General features: G+C 41.5%; 20 protein-coding genes. 18 read left to right on the top strand and 2 right to left on the bottom strand.

Annotated features, from left to right (window positions below; genetic code table 11):
- The first annotated feature begins 127 nt into the window (after positions 1 to 127).
- The 11 genes from PCY17_RS02840 to brnQ all read left to right on the top strand — a co-directional run bounded on the left by PCY17_RS02840 (position 128) and on the right by brnQ (position 12,025).
- Positions 128 to 775: a CHAP domain-containing protein gene (locus PCY17_RS02840; RefSeq protein ID WP_000754475.1), complete on the top strand. Its 648-nt coding sequence runs from the start codon at positions 128 to 130 to the stop codon at positions 773 to 775.
- 510 nt (positions 776 to 1,285) lie between these two features.
- Complete coding sequence (locus tag PCY17_RS02835) at positions 1,286 to 2,947, top strand: ribonuclease J (RefSeq protein WP_000065609.1); 1,662 nt, start codon at positions 1,286 to 1,288, stop codon at positions 2,945 to 2,947.
- A 68-nt stretch (positions 2,948 to 3,015) separates the two neighbouring features.
- Positions 3,016 to 3,795: an alpha/beta hydrolase family protein gene (locus PCY17_RS02830; RefSeq protein WP_301391668.1), complete on the top strand. Its 780-nt coding sequence runs from the start codon at positions 3,016 to 3,018 to the stop codon at positions 3,793 to 3,795.
- A gap of 104 nt (positions 3,796 to 3,899) precedes the next feature.
- Complete coding sequence (locus PCY17_RS02825; RefSeq protein ID WP_084881431.1) at positions 3,900 to 4,601, top strand: M57 family metalloprotease; 702 nt, start codon at positions 3,900 to 3,902, stop codon at positions 4,599 to 4,601.
- 101 nt (positions 4,602 to 4,702) lie between these two features.
- A complete protein-coding gene (gene uvrC, locus PCY17_RS02820; RefSeq protein WP_301391667.1) occupies positions 4,703 to 6,550 on the top strand; it encodes an excinuclease ABC subunit UvrC in 1,848 nt (615 codons plus the stop codon).
- Positions 6,540 to 7,394 (top strand): metallophosphoesterase, encoded by an 855-nt coding sequence (locus tag PCY17_RS02815; protein ID WP_301391666.1) that lies wholly within the window; start codon positions 6,540 to 6,542, stop codon positions 7,392 to 7,394. Before uvrC ends, PCY17_RS02815 begins: the two co-directional genes overlap by 11 nt.
- Before the next feature lie 174 nt (positions 7,395 to 7,568).
- A complete protein-coding gene (locus PCY17_RS02810; RefSeq protein WP_000670152.1) occupies positions 7,569 to 8,174 on the top strand; it encodes a nitroreductase family protein in 606 nt (201 codons plus the stop codon).
- 12 nt (positions 8,175 to 8,186) lie between these two features.
- The gene (gene pepV / locus PCY17_RS02805; RefSeq protein ID WP_169446511.1) at positions 8,187 to 9,587 is read left to right on the top strand and encodes a dipeptidase PepV; all 1,401 of its coding nucleotides are present in this window, start codon (positions 8,187 to 8,189) and stop codon (positions 9,585 to 9,587) included.
- Between the two features lie 53 nt (positions 9,588 to 9,640).
- Complete coding sequence (locus PCY17_RS02800) at positions 9,641 to 10,231, top strand: uracil-DNA glycosylase family protein (protein WP_000078137.1); 591 nt, start codon at positions 9,641 to 9,643, stop codon at positions 10,229 to 10,231.
- Entirely contained in the window at positions 10,228 to 10,515 is a 288-nt protein-coding gene (locus PCY17_RS02795; protein ID WP_000659165.1) for a rhodanese-like domain-containing protein, read from the top strand. The genes PCY17_RS02800 and PCY17_RS02795 overlap by 4 nt, the downstream gene beginning before the upstream one ends.
- Before the next feature lie 184 nt (positions 10,516 to 10,699).
- Positions 10,700 to 12,025 carry a branched-chain amino acid transport system II carrier protein gene (brnQ, locus tag PCY17_RS02790; protein WP_301391665.1) on the top strand — a complete coding sequence of 442 codons (1,326 nt, stop codon included), beginning with the start codon at positions 10,700 to 10,702 and terminating at the stop codon, positions 12,023 to 12,025.
- Between the two features lie 48 nt (positions 12,026 to 12,073).
- Here brnQ and PCY17_RS02785 read toward each other — a convergent pair whose 3' ends face one another.
- Both PCY17_RS02785 and PCY17_RS02780 read right to left on the bottom strand, forming a co-directional pair.
- The gene (locus PCY17_RS02785) at positions 12,074 to 12,625 is read right to left on the bottom strand and encodes a DUF1307 domain-containing protein (protein WP_000855328.1); all 552 of its coding nucleotides are present in this window, start codon (positions 12,623 to 12,625) and stop codon (positions 12,074 to 12,076) included.
- Between the two features lie 316 nt (positions 12,626 to 12,941).
- Positions 12,942 to 13,493: a DUF1307 domain-containing protein gene (locus PCY17_RS02780; RefSeq protein ID WP_000844333.1), complete on the bottom strand. Its 552-nt coding sequence runs from the start codon at positions 13,491 to 13,493 to the stop codon at positions 12,942 to 12,944.
- A 139-nt stretch (positions 13,494 to 13,632) separates the two neighbouring features.
- On the opposite strand from PCY17_RS02780, the gene PCY17_RS02775 reads away from it, so the two are divergent.
- The 7 genes from PCY17_RS02775 to PCY17_RS02745 all read left to right on the top strand — a co-directional run bounded on the left by PCY17_RS02775 (position 13,633) and on the right by PCY17_RS02745 (position 19,151).
- The gene (locus PCY17_RS02775) at positions 13,633 to 14,670 is read left to right on the top strand and encodes a M42 family metallopeptidase (protein WP_301391664.1); all 1,038 of its coding nucleotides are present in this window, start codon (positions 13,633 to 13,635) and stop codon (positions 14,668 to 14,670) included.
- Position 14,671: 1 nt separating this feature from the next.
- A complete protein-coding gene (locus PCY17_RS02770) occupies positions 14,672 to 15,133 on the top strand; it encodes an HIT family protein (protein WP_000335633.1) in 462 nt (153 codons plus the stop codon).
- A gap of 14 nt (positions 15,134 to 15,147) precedes the next feature.
- On the top strand, positions 15,148 to 15,864 hold the full coding sequence (gene ldcB, locus PCY17_RS02765; RefSeq protein WP_000747741.1) for an LD-carboxypeptidase LdcB/DacB: 717 nt from the start codon (positions 15,148 to 15,150) through the stop codon (positions 15,862 to 15,864).
- A 122-nt stretch (positions 15,865 to 15,986) separates the two neighbouring features.
- Entirely contained in the window at positions 15,987 to 16,412 is a 426-nt protein-coding gene (rplK, locus tag PCY17_RS02760) for a 50S ribosomal protein L11 (protein ID WP_001085808.1), read from the top strand.
- 207 nt (positions 16,413 to 16,619) lie between these two features.
- A complete protein-coding gene (gene rplA, locus PCY17_RS02755; RefSeq protein ID WP_001085675.1) occupies positions 16,620 to 17,309 on the top strand; it encodes a 50S ribosomal protein L1 in 690 nt (229 codons plus the stop codon).
- A 484-nt stretch (positions 17,310 to 17,793) separates the two neighbouring features.
- A complete protein-coding gene (locus PCY17_RS02750) occupies positions 17,794 to 18,552 on the top strand; it encodes a class I SAM-dependent methyltransferase (RefSeq protein WP_049477952.1) in 759 nt (252 codons plus the stop codon).
- Between the two features lie 86 nt (positions 18,553 to 18,638).
- Entirely contained in the window at positions 18,639 to 19,151 is a 513-nt protein-coding gene (locus tag PCY17_RS02745) for an adenine phosphoribosyltransferase (protein ID WP_001049316.1), read from the top strand.
- Positions 19,152 to 19,282: the final 131 nt, after the last annotated feature.

Here is a 19,282-nt window from a genome sequence, read left to right as displayed (position 1 = left end):
GTCTTATATTGAACTTATGTAGTAAAAGTATAAATTTTTGTAACATGACTAAAATATAACTCTAAACTAACTGACATGTAAATCAAGTATGATTTTCTTATCAAGAAAATATAAGGGGAATCTAGTTATGAAAAAAACAGTTACGAAACTGACTCTTGGTTTGACTTCTACCGCTATTTTGGCTACAGTTGGGGCTCAAACGGTTCATGCGAACTCTTACGTTGTCCAAGACGGTGATTCATTTTATGCCATTGCAACTGCAAACGGCATGGATCCGCATGAGTTGGCAGCTTTGAATGGAAAAACCATCTTTGACACTATCCACCCAGGGGACGTATTGGAAGTGAGTGGTTCTGCTCAGGCTAGCTCTACCTACAGTGCTCCAGCTAGCACTGCAAACGTGGTATCAGATACAGAAGATGTTGTCGAAAAGACTCCAACAAACTATGGAAACTCTTATCCTGTTGGTCAGTGTACATGGGGCGTGAAAGAATTGGCTCCTTGGGCAAGCAACTGGTGGGGAAATGCCAACACGTGGGCAATCTACGCGAGTGCTCAAGGCTATAAGACAGGAAGTATTCCAGTAGTAGGAGCAATCGCCGTTTGGGACGGTGGTGAATATGGACACGTTGCTTATGTAACAGATGTTCAAAGTGAAAACTCTATTCAGGTATTGGAAGCAAACTACAGACGTCAAAAGCAGATTGCGAATTACCGTGGCTTCTTTAATCCTCATGAATTTTTAGGTAACGTCACTTATATCTATCCAAACTAAAGATGATAAAAAGATTTAGAATTTCTAAGTCTTTTTTCTTTTTGAAAAAATTTCCAATCGTTAAGTTCCATCTTAGTGGCTAATTGCTGAAAATTTTTTAGATTTTGTAGCGAACAGGTAATTCTCGCTTTTGGACGTAGATAAACCATGTCTTTGAAAAAAATAGATCTCAAGTCGAGAGGTGAAGGGCAAGAATTTAACTTGTTTTGAACTAAAAGAAAAATTTAGAGTTCGAGAAAGGTATCTGAAATCAAATTGATTCAGAAAGTCCATAATTTTGATGGTACAATCGTTCTATTATCTTAGATGAAGCCTCCAAAAGAGAAGTCAAAGTAAAAGAATTCGATTCACAGTAGTGACTAATCTCTAGTTAAAAACCGATCTTCGTTTTGAAAATAATCAAAAAAATGGTATAATGTTAGGAAAAGATTCGGCTGGAAGTTTTAGAACTTTTAGAATAAGAGGGTAAATTCGCCCTATAATCAAGATAAATGAAGTTTCGGAGGGAAAATGAGTAATATTAGTTTAACAACACTAGGTGGTGTACGAGAAAATGGTAAAAATATGTACATCGCTGAAATCGATGGTTCTATTTTTGTTTTGGATGCGGGGCTTAAATACCCTGAAAATGAACAACTAGGTGTTGATGTCGTCATTCCAAATATGGACTACCTTTTTGAAAATAGCGATCGTATCGCAGGGGTCTTTTTGACCCACGGACATGCGGATGCCATTGGTGCCCTGCCTTATCTTTTGGCAGAGGCTAAGGTACCTGTGTTTGGTTCGGAGTTGACCATTGAGTTGGCCAAACTCTTTGTCAAAGGAAATGATACGGTTAAGAAATTCAATGACTTCCATGTGATTGATGAAGATACGGAGATCGACTTTGGAGGGACTGTGGTTTCTTTCTTCCGTACAACTCACTCTATCCCAGAAAGTTTGGGAATAGTCCTGAAAACAGCTGAAGGTAGCATTGTTTACACAGGCGACTTCAAGTTTGACCAGACAGCCAGTGAATCCTATGCGACGGATTTTGCTCGTCTGGCAGAAATCGGTCGTGATGGTGTCTTGGCGCTCCTCAGTGATTCAGCCAATGCTGATAGCAATATCCAGGTGGCGAGCGAGAGTGAAGTTGGAGACGAAATTACCCAGACCATTGCAGACTGGGAAGGTCGTATCATCGTTGCCGCAGTTGCCAGCAACCTTTCTCGTATCCAGCAGGTTTTTGATGCTGCAGCAGATACAGGTCGCCGAGTTGTTCTGACTGGATTTGATATTGAAAATATCGTCCGCACTGCGATTCGTCTCAAAAAATTATCTCTAGCCAACGAAAGTCTCTTGATTAAACCAAAAGAAATGTCTCGTTTTGAAGACCATGAGTTGATTATCCTTGAGACGGGCCGTATGGGTGAGCCTATTAATGGACTTCGTAAGATGTCCATTGGTCGCCACCGCTATGTGGAAATCAAAGACGGGGACTTGGTCTATATCGTAACGACTCCATCTATCGCCAAAGAAGCCGTCATGGCGCGTGTTGAAAACATGATCTACCAAGCTGGTGGTGTGGTGAAACTCATTACCCAAAGCTTGCGAGTATCCGGACACGGAAATGCGCGTGATTTGCAGTTGATGATCAATCTTTTACAACCAAACTACCTCTTCCCTATCCAAGGAGAGTATCGTGAGTTGGACGCGCATGCCAAGGCTGCCATGGCAGTTGGAATGTTGCCAGAACGCATTTTCATCCCTAAAAAGGGAACGACCATGTCTTATGAACATGGAGACTTTGTTCCAGCTGGAGCTGTTTCTGCAGGGGATGTCTTGATTGACGGAAATGCTATCGGAGATGTTGGAAATGTGGTCCTTCGTGACCGTAAGGTCTTGTCAGAGGATGGAATCTTTATCGTGGCGATCACTGTCAACCGTCGTGAGAAGAAAATTGTGGCCAAGGCCCGTGTTCACACGCGTGGATTTGTTTATCTCAAGAAGAGCCGCGATATTCTCCGTGAAAGTTCCGAATTGATTAACCAAACGGTAGAAGAGTATCTTCAAGGTGATGACTTTGACTGGGCAGATCTCAAAGGCAAGGTTCGTGACAATCTGACCAAGTACCTCTTTGATCAAACCAAGCGTCGCCCGGCAATCTTGCCAGTCGTGATGGAAGCAAAATAATAAGCAGAATACCTACAGAAAAAGTCGAAATTCGGCTTTTTCTTATAGAATAGTAAAAGGAGACAACCATGGCAGTTATGAATATTGAGTATTACTCAAAAGTTTTGGATATGGAGTGGGGCGTTACCGTACTCTATCCAGATGCTAGTCGGGTGACTGAACTAGATTGCACAGATATTCCTGTCCTTTATCTTTTACACGGAATGTCAGGAAACCAAAATAGCTGGCTCAAACGTACCAATGTCGAGCGCTTGTTGCGTGGAACCAATCTCATTGTTATCATGCCCAATACTAGCAATGGCTGGTACACAGATACTCAGTATGGCTATAACTACTATACTGCTCTAGCAGAAGAACTCCCCCAAGTCATGAAACGTTTCTTCCCCAATATGACCAGCAAGCGAGAAAAGACCTTTATAGCTGGTCTCTCCATGGGAGGATATGGTTCCTTCAAACTCGCTCTATCGACAAATCGTTTTTCTCATGCAGCTAGTTTTTCTGGTGCGCTCAGTTTTCAGGATTTTTCTCCTGGAAGTCAGGATCTGGGGTCACTTGCCTACTGGAGAGGAGTTTTTGGAGAGATTAAAGACTGGACATCTAGTCCTCATTCGCTTGAAAGCATGGCTGCAAAATCCGATAAAAAGACCAAACTATGGGCTTGGTGTGGGGAACAAGACTATCTTTACTCAGCCAATAACCTCGCAGTGAAAAACCTCAAAAAACTAGGTTTTGAGGTGACCTATAGTCATAGTCCAGGTAAGCACGAGTGGTACTACTGGGAAAAACAATTGGAGCGTTTTTTAGCTACTCTACCAATTGACTTTGTCTTGGAAGAACGTTTATCTTAGTTTTAGGTTTCTTTCAGCTTTCTTCAGTAAAATAGAGAATCTATCTTGATCAAGGAGAATGTGATTTCAAGATAGGTTCTTATTTTTATGAAAGGTGGGGCGTCATGTTCTGGATTATTCGATTATTCTTCCGATTTCTTTTGGGAATTTGGCGTTTCTTCTGGCGTCTGGTTTGGACTGTGGTCATTCTACTGATCATTGCCTTTGGAGTGGTTTGGTATCTGACAGGTGATTTTCATTCTGCGGTCAATCAGGTTGAAAAAATGAGCAAGATTGGTCAAGGTGGCTGGAATCAATGGAAGGAGACGGGAAGGCTGGAAGTCTTGTCTCAGACAGACAGTCACCAACATGCAGAAGGCAAGTGGGCTCAAGCCTCAGCTCGCATCTATATTGAGCCTCAAATGGATGAGACCTTCCAAGGTGCCTATGCAGAAGCCATAAAAAACTGGAATCAAACGGGAGCCTTTACCTTTGAGGTGGTTGCGGATCCTAGCCAGGCAGATATTGTGGCAAGTGAGATGAATGATGGATCGACCGCTGTAGCAGGTCAAGCCGAGAGTCAAACCAATCTGTTGACCGATCGATTTATATCTGTAACGGTCCGCCTAAATCATCATTACCTATCCAATCCAAGTTATGGTTATTCTTATGAACGGATCGTGCATACGGCGGAGCACGAGCTGGGACATGCTATCGGATTGGATCATAGCAACGAAACTTCTGTTATGCAGCCTGCAGGCTCCTACTATGGGATTCAGCCTCAGGATGTGAAAGCTGTTCAAGAACTCTATACCAGTAGCGACTAGATGAAGTCGGTGCAATCAGAAAAGAAATCAAAGCTCCTCCATCAAGTGATTGGTGGGGCTTTTTGTTCGTCCTGTTACGGCCTTTTTGCTATAATGGAACTATGAATAACTTGATCAAATCAAAACTGGAGCTCTTGCCGACCAGCCCCGGTTGCTACATTCACAAGGATAAAAACGGCACCATTATTTATGTAGGAAAGGCTAAAAATCTGCGCAATCGCGTGCGGTCCTATTTCCGTGGGAGTCACGATACCAAGACAGAGGCTCTGGTGTCTGAAATTGTGGATTTTGAATTTATCGTCACTGAGTCCAATATTGAGGCCCTTCTCCTAGAAATCAATCTTATCAAGGAAAATAAGCCAAAGTACAATATCATGCTCAAGGACGACAAGTCTTATCCTTTCATCAAAATCACCAATGAGCGATATCCTCGCTTGATTATCACCCGTCAGGTCAAAAAGGACGGTGGTCTCTACTTTGGTCCCTATCCAGATGTAGGGGCAGCAAATGAAATCAAGCGTCTACTGGACCGGATTTTCCCTTTTCGAAAATGTACCAACCCGCCCTCTAAGGTCTGTTTTTACTACCATATCGGCCAATGTATGGCCCATACTATCTGTAAAAAAGATGAGGCTTATTTCAAGTCCATGGCTCAGGAGGTTTCTGATTTCCTAAAAGGACAGGATGACAAAATCATCGATGACCTCAAGGGGAAAATGGCTGCGGCAGCTCAGACCATGGAATTTGAACGTGCGGCGGAATACCGTGACCTGATTCAGGCCATTGGAACGCTTCGGACCAAGCAACGGGTCATGGCGAAAGATTTGCAAAATCGGGACGTCTTTGGTTACTATGTGGATAAGGGCTGGATGTGTGTTCAGGTTTTCTTTGTCCGTCAGGGAAAACTCATCGAGCGGGATGTCAATCTTTTCCCTTATTACAACGATCCGGATGAGGACTTCTTGACCTATGTGGGACAATTCTATCAAGAAAAATCTCACCTGGTTCCCAATGAAGTATTGATTCCGCAGGATATTGACGAAGAAGCCGTCAAGGCCTTGGTGGATACCAAGATTTTCAAGCCCCAACGTGGAGAGAAAAAACAACTGGTCAATCTAGCCATAAAAAATGCCCGTGTTAGTCTGGAGCAAAAGTTCAATCTGCTAGAAAAATCTGTCGAAAAGACCCAAGGAGCTATTGAAAATCTGGGACGCTTGCTTCAAATTCCGACCCCAGTCCGCATCGAGTCCTTTGATAACTCTAATATCATGGGAACCAGTCCGGTGTCTGCCATGGTGGTCTTTGTCAATGGTAAACCCAGTAAGAAGGATTACCGTAAGTACAAGATAAAAACGGTTGTCGGTCCAGATGATTATGCGAGTATGCGAGAGGTTATTCGCAGACGTTATGGTCGAGTACAGCGTGACGGTTTAACCCCTCCAGATTTGATTGTCATTGATGGGGGACAAGGTCAAGTCAATATTGCCAAGCAAGTCATCCAAGAAGAGCTAGGTTTGGACATTCCCATTGCTGGGCTTCAAAAAAATGATAAGCACCAAACCCATGAATTGCTCTTTGGAGATCCGCTGGAAGTGGTGGAGTTGTCTCGCAATTCTCAAGAATTCTTTCTCCTCCAACGCATTCAAGATGAGGTACACCGCTTTGCTATCACTTTCCACCGGCAACTGCGCTCAAAAAATTCCTTTTCATCTCAATTGGATGGAATTGACGGTCTGGGACCTAAACGCAAACAGAATCTCATGAAGCATTTTAAATCTCTGACTAAAATCAAGGAAGCCAGTGTAGATGAGATTGTCGAAGTTGGGGTGCCAAGAGCAGTCGCAGAAGCTGTTCAGAGAAAGTTGAACCCGCAGGAAGAAGTGGAGTTGGCTCAAGTAGCGGAAGAGAGAGTAGATTACCAAACGGAAGGAAATCATCATGAACCATAAAATCGCAATTTTATCAGACATTCATGGCAATGCAACGGCACTAGAAGCAGTGATTGCAGATGCTAAAACTCAAGGAGCCAGTGAATATTGGCTCATGGGAGACATTTTCCTCCCTGGTCCAGGTGCAAATGACTTGGTCGCTCTGTTAAAGGAACTTCCTATCACGGCAAGTGTTCGAGGCAATTGGGATGATTGTGTCCTTGAGGCTTTAGATGGGCAATATGGCTTGGAAGACCCACAGGAAGTCCAGCTCTTGCGTATGACGCAGTATTTGATGGAGCGAATGGATCCTGCAACGATTGACTGGCTACGAAGCTTACCTATGCTAGAAAAGAGAGAAGTTGACGGACTGCGTTTTTCTCTTTCTCATAATTTGCCAAATAAGAACTATGGTGGTGACTTGCTAGTTGAGAATGATACAGAGAAATTTGACCAACTCCTAGATGATGAAGTTGATGTGGCAGTCTATGGTCATGTTCACAAGCAGTTGCTTCGTTATGGCAGTCAAGGGCAACAAATCATCAATCCAGGGTCGATTGGCATGCCCTATTTTAATTGGGAGGCGTTAAAAAATCACCGTGCCCAGTATGCTGTGATAGAGGTTGAAGATGGGGAATTGATAAATATTCTATTCCGAAAAGTTGCGTATGACTATGAAGCAGAGTTAGAATTGGCCAAGTCCAAGGGTCTTCCTTTTATCGAAATGTATGAAGAACTACGTCGAGATGACAACTATCGGGGGCACAATCTAGAACTCTTAGCTAGTTTAATTGAAAAGCATGGATATGTAGAGGATGTGAAAGAATTTTTGGAGGCTATAAAGTCAGAATACAAGATAGACTAGTTTCTTTAAACCCCTGAGAATTAGTTGGAACTGGATGAGGAAAAATCTGATTTTAATGATAAGTTTAAATCCAGGGCTTCATCCGTGTTCCAATTTCTTTCTATGAAAAATCTCTGCAAGCTCTTTCAAAATATGGTAGAATGGATGCAGTAGAATTAGAAAAGGAAATCGATTATGAAATTTCTTGAATTAAATAAAAAACGTCATGCGACTAAGCATTTTACTGATAAACCGGTAGATCCCAAAGATGTGCGTACGGCTATCGAAATCGCAACCTTGGCCCCAAGTGCCCATAACAGCCAGCCATGGAAGTTTGTGGTGGTTCGTGAAAAAAATGCAGAATTGGCAAAATTAGCATATGGTTCGAACTTTGAGCAGGTATCATCAGCGCCAGTGACCATTGCCTTGTTTACAGATACAGATCTTGCCAAACGTGCCCGCAAGATTGCCCGAGTTGGTGGTGCAAAGAATTTCTCAGAAGAGCAACTTCAATATTTTATGAAGAATCTGCCTGCTGAATTTGCACGTTACAGTGAGCAACAAGTCAGCGACTACCTAGCCCTCAATGCAGGTTTGGTTGCTATGAACTTGGTTCTGGCTTTGACAGACCAGGGAATCGGTTCTAACATTATCCTTGGATTTGACAAATCAAAAGCCAACGAAGTTTTGGATATTGAAGACCGATTCCGCCCTGAGCTTTTGATTACTGTAGGTTACACAGACGAGAAATTAGAACCAAGCTACCGCTTGCCAGTGGATGAAATCATCGAGAAAAGATAGAAGGAAGAAAAAATGACAGCAATTGATTTTACAGCAGAAGTAGAAAAACGCAAAGAAGACCTCTTGGCTGACTTGTTTAGCCTTTTGGAAATCAACTCAGAACGTGACGACAGCAAGGTAGATGCGCAACATCCTTTTGGACCTGGGCCAGTAAAAGCCTTGGAAAAATTCCTTGAAATCGCAGACCGCGATGGCTATCCAACGAAGAATGTTGATAACTACGCAGGACATTTTGAGTTTGGTGAAGGAGAAGAAGTTCTCGGAATCTTTGCTCACATGGACGTGGTGCCAGCTGGTAGCGGTTGGGACACGGACCCTTATACACCAACTATCAAAGACGGTCGCCTTTATGCGCGTGGTGCTTCCGATGACAAGGGACCTACAACTGCTTGTTACTATGGTTTGAAAATCATCAAAGAATTGGGCCTTCCAACTTCTAAAAAAGTTCGTTTCATCGTCGGAACAGACGAAGAATCAGGTTGGGCAGACATGGACTACTACTTTGAACATGTAGGACTAGCCAAACCAGACTTCGGTTTCTCTCCAGATGCTGAATTCCCTATCATCAATGGTGAAAAAGGGAACATCACTGAATACCTCCACTTTGCAGGTGAAAATACAGGTGCAGCTCGCCTTCACAGCTTCACAGGTGGTTTGCGTGAAAACATGGTACCTGAATCAGCAACAGCAGTCGTTTCAGGTGACTTGGATGACTTGCAAGCTAAACTAGATGCCTTTGTTGCAGAACACAAACTCAGAGGAGAAATCAAAGAAGAAGCTGGCAAATACAAGGTGACCATCATTGGTAAATCAGCTCATGGTGCTATGCCTGCTTCAGGTGTCAATGGTGCGACCTATCTGGCCCTCTTCCTCAGTCAGTTTGACTTTGCAGGACCTGCAAAAGACTACCTCGACATCGCTGGTAAGATTCTTTTGAATGACCATGAGGGTACAAATCTCAAGGTTGCTCATGTAGATGAAAAGATGGGTGCCCTTTCTATGAATGCCGGTGTCTTCCGCTTTGATGAAACAAGTACTGACAATACCATTGCCCTTAACTTCCGTTATCCAAAAGGAACAAGCCCAGAGCAAATCAAGTCAATCCTTGAAAACTTGCCAGTTGCTTCTGTTAGCCTTTCTGAACACGGTCACACACCTCACTACGTGCCAATGGAAGATCCACTTGTACAAACCTTGTTGAATGTTTATGAAAAACAAACTGGTCTTAAAGGTCACGAGCAAGTCATCGGTGGTGGTACCTTTGGTCGCTTGCTGGAACGTGGCGTTGCCTATGGTGCCATGTTCCCGGACTCAATCGATACCATGCACCAAGCCAACGAATTTATCGCCTTGGACGATCTCTTCCGAGCAGCAGCAATCTATGCAGAAGCTATTTATGAACTGATCAAATAAAATGATAGAAGTCTGAGATTTTATGCTTGGACTTCTTTTTGGAGGGAAAACAGATGTCTCAAATCGAAAGAATCAAGCAAGCCATTATGGCTGATCCACAGAATACCAGCTATACAGAACGCGGAATCGAACCTCTCTTTGCGGCGCCAAAAACTGCCCGCATCAATATTGTCGGTCAGGCTCCGGGGCTTAAAACGCAAGAAGCTGGGATTTATTGGAAGGATAAGAGTGGCGATCGCTTGCGTGAGTGGCTAGGTGTGGATGAGGACACCTTTTACAATTCAGGTTATTTTGCAGTTCTGCCCATGGATTTCTACTTTCCGGGGCATGGCAAGTCAGGCGACCTTCCACCTCGTACAGGTTTTGCAGAAAAATGGCATCCGCAACTCTTGCAAGAGTTGCCCGATATCCAATTAACTCTCTTGATTGGACAATATGCCCAAGCCTATTATTTACATGAAAAAGTTAGTGGCAAGGTGACAGAACGGGTAAAACACTACAAAGACTATCTACCAGAATTTTTCCCTCTGGTGCACCCCTCACCACGAAATCAAATCTGGATGGCCAAAAATCCTTGGTTTGAGTCAGAAGTAGTGCCCGATTTGAAAAAAAGAATTCAAAAGATTCTTGGAGAAACAAAATGAAAGAAATTACTTTTAACGATTTTTACCAGCTTTATCAAAATGAGCAACTTTCTCTAGTGGACGTGAGAGAAGTAGAAGAGTTCCAGACGCTTCATTTAGAAGGTGCTCAAAACCTACCACTTAGTCAATTAGCTGATATCTATGATCAGTTGGACAAGGACCTCTTGCATTATGTCATTTGTAAATCTGGAATACGTTCAGCGCGTGCTTGTCAATTTCTAGTTGAACAGGGTTATGAAGTTATCAATGTTCAAGGTGGAATGACGGCCTTTGAAAATCTTTAAACCTCTATGGTGATAGATCCTAATCTTCCCTTGCTCGGTTCCAACTGAGTGAGGGATTTTGTTTTTAGATAATTCTTATTTTTAAAAATATTGAAAACATTCAATGATTAATTTTGGATACTTTTTTCAGAGTCTTAATAATGGTATACTAGGTCAGTATTTTAGAAATATGAAGGAGATTATTATGGCTAAAAAAGGTGCCCTAACAGGCTTGCTCCTGTTTGGAATATTTTTTGGTGCGGGGAACTTGATCTTTCCGCCTTCTCTAGGTGCTTTATCTGGAGAACAGTTTCTTCCTGCCATCGCAGGTTTTGTATTTTCGGGTGTCGGGATTGCTGTCCTAACGCTCATCATCGGAACGCTAAACCCTAAAGGATACATTCACGAGATTTCTAAGAAAATCTCACCTTGGTTTGCGACGCTTTATCTTGCAGTCCTCTATCTATCGATTGGCCCCTTCTTTGCCATTCCGCGTACAGCCACAACAGCTTATGAAGTTGGGATTAGCCCCCTCTTATCCGAAGCAAACAAAGGTCTAGGATTGATTGTTTTTACTGTGCTTTATTTTGCAGCAGCCTATCTGATTTCACTCAATCCATCAAAGATTTTGGATCGAATTGGACGTGTTTTAACGCCAGTCTTTGCCTTATTGATCGTTATCTTGGTTGTACTAGGTGCCTTCAAATATGGTGGAACAAGCCCTCAAGCGGCTTCAGCTGCTTATCAAGCTTCTGCCTTTGGTACAGGATTCCTAGAAGGTTATAACACCTTGGATGCCCTTGCTTCAGTTGCCTTCAGTGTGATTGCAGTTCAAACCTTGAAACAACTTGGATTTTCAAGTAAGAAAGAATACATCTCAACTATTTGGGTTGTTGGTATTGTGGTAGCTCTTGCCTTTAGCGCTCTCTACATCGGTTTAGGATTCCTTGGAAATCATTTCCCAGTACCAGCAGAAGTGATGAAGGGTGGAACACCAGGCGTTTATATCTTGTCACAAGCAACTCAGGAAATCTTTGGTTCAACAGCTCAGCTCTTTCTTGCTGTTATGGTAACTGTAACCTGTTTCACAACGACAGTTGGCTTGATTGTGTCGACAGCAGAGTTCTTTAACGGACGTTTCCCACAAATCAGTTACAAGGTCTATGCAACTGCCTTTACCTTGATTGGGTTTGCTATTGCTAATCTTGGCCTTGATGCAATCATTAAGTACTCAGTGCCAGTACTTGTAATCTTGTACCCAATCACCATCTCCATTGTGATGATCGTGATTGTGAATAAGTTTGTACCCTTATCAAAACCGGGCATGCAGTTAACCATTAGCCTTGTTACAGCTATTGCTCTTGCAAGCGTTCTTGGAAGTTCCTTTAAGATTGAGTTTCTTGAAAATCTGATTAATGCCCTTCCGTTTGCGTCAGCCTCTCTTCCATGGCTAGTGCCAGCTATTATCGGAATCTTGCTTTCGCTGGTTCTACCAAACAAACAAGAGAGTGATGTTTTTGAGATGGAATAAAAAAATTCTTGGTCAACGACCAAGAATTTTTTGTATAAGCACGACTCGTTAGTTGGTTTGTTCAGTATAACCAGCCTCTTTAAGCATTTTTCTAGTTTTTAGGAAACTTACACGGCTTCCAGAGCCAGAAACTTCATTTGGCATTGCTTTTTTCATCTCTTCGAGATTCACAACAGTCATGTCAACCTCCATGCTATGGATGACTTTTCCATCTTTGAATTCGATATTTTGTGTAATGCCTTTAAGTCCTTCCTCCTTTTTATAAGTTTTCACGATAAGTTCTTTAATCTCTTCTGCTGACTTGTCCAGTATTTCAGGGTCAAAAACATTATAGACTTCTTGTTTTACAACATCATCCCCCTTAACAGTGTATGTCAAGGTAGAAGTTCTTCCGGGATTGCTATTGTGAACAAATGTGTGGGTTTCTGTCTCATCTTTCTTTTCAGATGATTGTTGGCTGCTTTGTTTGGTCTCGCTTGACTGAGTTGTTGTGTCTTCTTTGGTACTGCTGCTAGCAGGTGTAGATGCTTGTTTGGAGCATCCGAGCAGGAGGACAAGTGAAGCCACTAGGGCTAGTGAAGTTTTAACAAGAGTTTTCATAAAATTTCCTTTCATAATCAAAGTATTTTGTATTATAACATGATTCTACTACAAAATCAACTAGACCTCCCCTCTCATCTGATTTGACATGACAATGAACAGAAACTAGTCTGACGATTAAAGTTTTGTCTCTATCTGTTTCAAAAATTTTTTATCGTATGGATTGAAAAGTGGGAAGTTTTAAATGCACTTTTTATGGGATTTGGAGGAATCTATCGGACTCATCAGTTAGGAATATAGTAAAATACCCCAAGAGTCAGAGTTGTGTCTAACTTTTGGGGTGGACCTACACTAGTCTATATGAAATTTTGGGAGATTAGTTCGTCTTTTCTGTGAATCCCATTTTTTCCAGTGCTTTTTTAGAATTTGAGAAACTGACACGATTACCGATACCAGAATATTCTTCAGGAAGTGCTTTTCTAAGTTCGCTAATGCTTGCAACTGAGAAATCAACTTCTAGATCTTGAACAACTTTACCATCTTTGATTTCAATCGTTTGTTTAACACCTTTGAGTCCATTATAACCTTTGTACTTTTCTTCGATAAAACTCTTGACATCTTCTGGAGTTGCACCAAGGATTTCAGGATCAGCAATGTTATTAGCTGATTGCTTGATAACATTGTCCCCTTCTACAGTATAAATCAAGGTAGAAGTGATTCCAGAATTGCTTTTGTTTACAAAGGTATGTGTTTTAGTTGTTTCTTTCTTTTCAGATGATTGTTGACTGCTTTGTTTAGTCTCGTTTGACTGAGTTGTTGTGTCTTCTTTGGTACTGCTGCTAGCAGTAGTTGATGCTTGTTTGGAACATCCGAGCAGGAGGACAAGTGAAGCCACAAGGGCTAGTGATACTTTAAAGTATGATTTCATATCTATTACTTTCCTTTCATAATCAAAGTATTTGTATTATAACATGGATCTATAGTGAAAGCAACTAAACACAGTTTTTCTCCTTTTGAGAAGGAGTCTGACTAGAAAAATGTTATAATGGTAGGAAAGAGGTGAAGAAATGAATCAAACTGTAAACTATATCAAAGAATTAACTGCTATTGCATCTCCAACGGGCTTTACTCGTGAGATTTCAGACTACCTAGTCCATACTTTAGAAGAGCTTGGTTACCAGCCTATTCGAACTGCTAAGGGTGGTGTCAATGTTACTATTAAAGGTCAAAATGATGACCAACACCGCTATGTGACTGCCCATGTGGATACGCTGGGTGCTATTGTCCGTGCTGTCAAACCGGATGGCCGTCTCAAATTGGATCGTATCGGTGGTTTCCCTTGGAACATGATTGAGGGAGAGAACTGTACGGTTCATGTGGCTAGTACAGGTAAAACGGTATCTGGAACTATCCTCATCCACCAGACATCTTGCCATGTCTACAAGGATGCAGGAACTGCTGAACGTACTCAGGACAATATGGAAGTGCGTTTGGATGCAAAAGTAACCAATGAAAAAGAAACCCGCGCCTTGGGTATTGAGGTTGGAGACTTTATTAGTTTCGATCCGCGAACAGTTGTGACAGAAACTGGTTTTATCAAGTCTCGACACTTGGATGACAAGGTCAGCGCAGCAATTTTGCTCAATCTTCTTCGTATTTACAAGGAAGAGGGGATTGAATTGCCAGTAACAACTCATTTTGCTTTTTCAGTCTTCGAAGAGGTGGGTCACGGTGCCAACTCCAATATTCCAGCTCAGGTAGTGGAATATCTAGCTGTAGATATGGGAGCTATGGGCGATGACCAACAGACGGATGAGTACACAGTATCTATCTGTGTCAAGGATGCTTCTGGTCCTTATCACTATGACTTCCGTCAACACTTAGTAGCTTTGGCGAAAGAGCAAGATATTCCATTTAAGCTGGATATCTATCCATTTTATGGATCGGACGCTTCAGCAGCTATGTCAGCAGGAGCAGAGGTCAAACACGCCCTCCTTGGAGCTGGTATTGAATCCAGTCACTCTTACGAACGAACACACATTGATTCGGTCGTGGCGACTGAGCGTATGGTAGACGCCTATCTCAAGAGTGCATTGGTGGACTAATATGTGCTTGATTTGTCAAAGAATTGAATGGATCAAGGCAGGGGAAAATCCCTACTTTGTAAAAGAACTAGAAACAGGCTATGTTGTTATTGGAGACCACCAATACTTTAAGGGCTATACCTTATTTCTGGCAAAAGAGCATGTTACAGAACTCCACCATATGGAGACTTCTGTAAAACTTCGTTTTCTAGAGGAAATGAGTTTGGTCCAAGAAGCTGTTGCCAAAACGTTTAAAGCTGAAAAGATGAACATTGAACTTCTAGGAAATGGAGATGCCCACGCTCATTGGCATCTTTTTCCGAGAAGAACAGGTGATATGAAAGGTTATGGTCTTAATGGTCGTGGTCCAGTCTGGTGGGTGCCATGGGAAGAAATGGCGGCAGAAGATTGCCAAGTGAAATCCCATGAGTTGGAACAAATGATTAAAGCCTTATCCGATGAATTAGAGAAGCACTTGGTCTAAGAGAGGAAGAAAAAATGAAAAAAAGATACATTGTTTTATCTGGTTTGCTGGCAGTAACCCTAGCAGCATGTTCTCAAGAAAAACCTAAAAATGAAGAAAACACTCAAAAAACGGAACAAACTAGTCAACCTGAAGGAACTGTAGGGAGCAAATCTCAAGCCTCTAGTCAGAAGAAAGCAGAAGTTGTCAATAAGGGAGACTACTATAGTATTCAAGGGAAGTACGATGAAATCGTCATAGCTAATAAGCACTATCCTTTGTCAAAAGACTATAATCCAGGAGAAAATCCAACAGCTAAAGCAGAGTTGGTCAAACTCATTGCAGCAATGCAAGCAGCTGGCTACCCAATCAGCGATCACTACAGTGGTTTTAGAAGTTATGAAACCCAAACCAAACTTTATCAAGACTATGTGAATCAAGATGGGAAGGAAGCTGCAGATCGCTATTCAGCACGCCCAGGTTATAGTGAACACCAAACGGGTCTTGCTTTTGATTTGATTGGTACTAATGGAGAATTGGTAACAGAGGAGAAGGCAGCCCAGTGGCTCTTAGATCATGCGGCTGACTATGGCTTTGTTGTTCGCTATCTCAAAGGCAAGGAAAAAGAGACTGGCTACATGGCAGAAGAATGGCATCTTCGCTACGTTGGAAAAGAAGCCAAAGAAATTGCTGCAAGTGGTCTCAGTTTGGAAGAGTACTATGGCTTTGAAGGCGGAGATTACGTCGATTAAAAAAGTAATTTTTCTCTTGCATTTTTAGATAAATAGTGTATAATGGAAAGGTATGTGTAAAGCATACTTGTGGGAGGTAAAAATCTTACATTACCGCCAAAACCACAAAGGAGGATTTAAAAATGGCTAAAAAAGTCGAAAAACTTGTAAAATTGCAAATCCCTGCTGGTAAAGCTACACCAGCTCCACCAGTTGGACCTGCTCTTGGTCAAGCTGGTATCAACATCATGGGATTCACAAAAGAGTTCAACGCTCGTACAGCTGACCAAGCTGGTATGATCATTCCAGTTGTTATCTCAGTATACGAAGACAAATCATTTACTTTCGTTACAAAAACACCACCAGCTGCTGTTCTTTTGAAAAAAGCTGCAGGTGTTGAAAAAGGATCAGGTACACCTAACAAAACTAAAGTTGCTACAGTTACTCGTGCACAAGTACAAGAAATTGCAGAAACTAAGATGCCAGATTTGAACGCAGCAAACATTGAGTCTGCAATGCGTATGATCGAAGGTACTGCTCGTTCTATGGGATTCACTGTTGTTGACTAATCAATAACACAGTAGAAAATCTCACAGCAGTCTATTAGTTACTTTTCATACTAGGTAAGTGACTGATGCTTGTACTTGGGTACGGCAAAGGAACTTAAGGAAGTAGGAAAAGAATATTAATAGATTGAAAACCCGCAAGACTTCATCATTTCGAGAAGTGACGTGGGAGATGAAAATCGATTGAACCACTTACAAGGAGAATAGAAAATGGCTAAAAAAAGCAAACAACTTCGTGCTGCTCTTGAGAAAATCGACAGCACAAAAGCATACAGTGTAGAAGAGGCTGTAGCACTTGCAAAAGAAACTAACTTTGCAAAATTTGACGCAACTGTAGAAGTTGCTTACAACTTGAACATCGACGTTAAAAAAGCTGACCAACAAATCCGTGGCGCAATGGTATTGCCAAACGGTACTGGTAAAACTTCACGCGTTCTTGTTTTTGCACGTGGTGCAAAAGCTGAAGAAGCAAAAGCTGCTGGTGCAGACTTTGTTGGTGAAGATGACCTTGTTGCGAAAATCAACGACGGTTGGTTGGACTTCGACGTAGTTATCGCTACACCTGACATGATGGCTCTTGTTGGACGTCTTGGACGTGTCCTTGGACCACGTAACTTGATGCCAAACCCTAAGACTGGTACTGTAACAATGGATGTTGCTAAAGCAGTTGAAGAGTCTAAAGGTGGTAAAATCACTTACCGTGCTGACCGTGCAGGTAACGTTCAAGCAATCATCGGTAAAGTATCATTTGAAGCTGAAAAATTGGTTGAAAACTTTAAAGCTTTCAACGAAACAATCCAAAAAGCAAAACCAGCTACAGCTAAAGGAACTTACGTAACAAACTTGACTATCACAACTACTCAAGGTGTTGGTATCAAGGTTGACGTAAACTCACTTTAATTAACAGATTTTTAAAAACGAGTACGAATGTGCTCGTTTTTTAGGTACAACGGGCATTCCGTTCATCTGAGGTGTAAGTCCTCTGTAGGTACCATATACTAGTAAACCCAAAAGTGATTCCCAAACCTGACTATTTTGAGTAGCTGATCGAACGGCATTAGGATAGACTGTTTAAGTCTGACGTTGGAAATAAGAATCGGCAGAGAAAGAGATAGAGAAATCTTAGCTATACGAATAGGCACGTGATAGTAAAGCGTATATAGCGGACAAGGAGGCCAGTAACTCTAAAGTACAAATATGTAATCGTAACCTATATGCGTAAACTACGTGAGCAATTGAATTCGAACTAGAGAGGTGATTAATAGATTTATGCCTATAGTCATGGCAGCTTGTATGCTTTTGATTCTAGTTTATCAAATAATAAATTAGAATTGTCAGATAATATAATTTTATGTTATAATGAAGAAAAAATAGAGGTGTTCAAATGTCAGAAGCAGGTCATAAGTTTTTAGCAAAACTGGGGAAAAAACGCTTACGTCCAGGTGGAAAACGTGCTACAGATTGGTTAATTGCGGAAGGAGGATTTTCAAAAGAAAAGAGAATACTAGAAGTTGCGTGCAATAGGGGAACTACAGCAATTGAGTTGGCACAGCGTTTTGGTTGTAAGATAACTGCTGTTGATATGGATGGACAAGCCTTAGAAGCGGCTAAAAAATCTGCTGAAACGGCAGGTGTTGGTCATTTGATCAGATTTGAAAGAGCAAATGCAATGAAACTTCCTTATGAAGATGCTAGTTTTGATATTGTTATAAATGAAGCTATGCTGACTATGCAAGCCGATCAAGCTAAGAAAAAATGTGTAATGGAGTATCTAAGGGTTTTAAAACCTGAAGGCCTTCTTTTGACACATGATGTGCTTCTTAAGGAAGCTAAAGAGTCTGTCAGACAGGAATTGTCACAAGCAATTCATGTAAATGTAGGTCCTTTAACTCAAGATGGTTGGGAACAGGTGATGAGAGAATCAGGTTACCATGATGTGAAAATATTGACTGGTGAAATGACATTAATGAAATTATCAGGTATGATTTATGACGAAGGTTGGCTAGGAACTTTGAAAATTTGCGTAAATGCTTGTAAAAAGGAGAATAGAAAGCAGTTTTTAACTATGTATAAAATGTTTGCTAAGAATAAACAGAAATTGGGCTTTATTGCTATGGCTAGTTATAAATCGTCAAATCGTTAGATAATTATTGGAGTTAACTTTTCCTTGTTTCTTTCTTAAAAAATATGCTATAATAGAGAGTAAAAAACTTTGAAAGAAAGAAAAAGATGAATTTAAAAGATTATATCGCAACGATTGAAAATTATCCCAAGGAAGGCATCACATTCCGTGATATCAGCCCATTGATGGCAGATGGCAATGCCTATAGCTATGCTGTTCGTGAAATCGTTCAGTATGCAACTGACAAGAAAATCGACATGATCGTGGGTCCAGAGGCTCGCGGATTTATTGTTGGCTGCCCAGTTGCTTTTGAGTTGGGGATTGGCTTTGCACCTGTTCGTAAACCAGGGAAATTACCACGTGAAGTCATTTCAGCTGACTATGAAAAAGAGTACGGTATTGATACCTTGACTATGCACGCTGATGCCATCAAACCAGGTCAACGCGTTCTCATCGTAGATGACCTCTTGGCGACAGGTGGAACTGTCAAGGCAACCATTGAAATGATCGAAAGACTTGGTGGAGTTGTGGCAGGTTGTGCTTTCTTGATTGAACTTGATGAACTTAAAGGCCGCGAAAAAATCGGTGATTACGATTACAAGGTACTTATGCATTATTAATGAAAAACAGTCCTTGGGGCTGTTTTCTCTTCATCTGCTATATAAACAAACTATAGCTAGTTAGAGAAAAACTATAATTGAAAACTATATCTTCTTGCAGTATAATAAAAGGACTAAGTGTTTGAGATTTG

Source organism: Streptococcus sp. SO2 (genome assembly GCF_030440025.1).
Note: the sequence above shows the minus strand (reverse complement) of the source record. Positions and strands in the feature narration are given on the sequence as shown.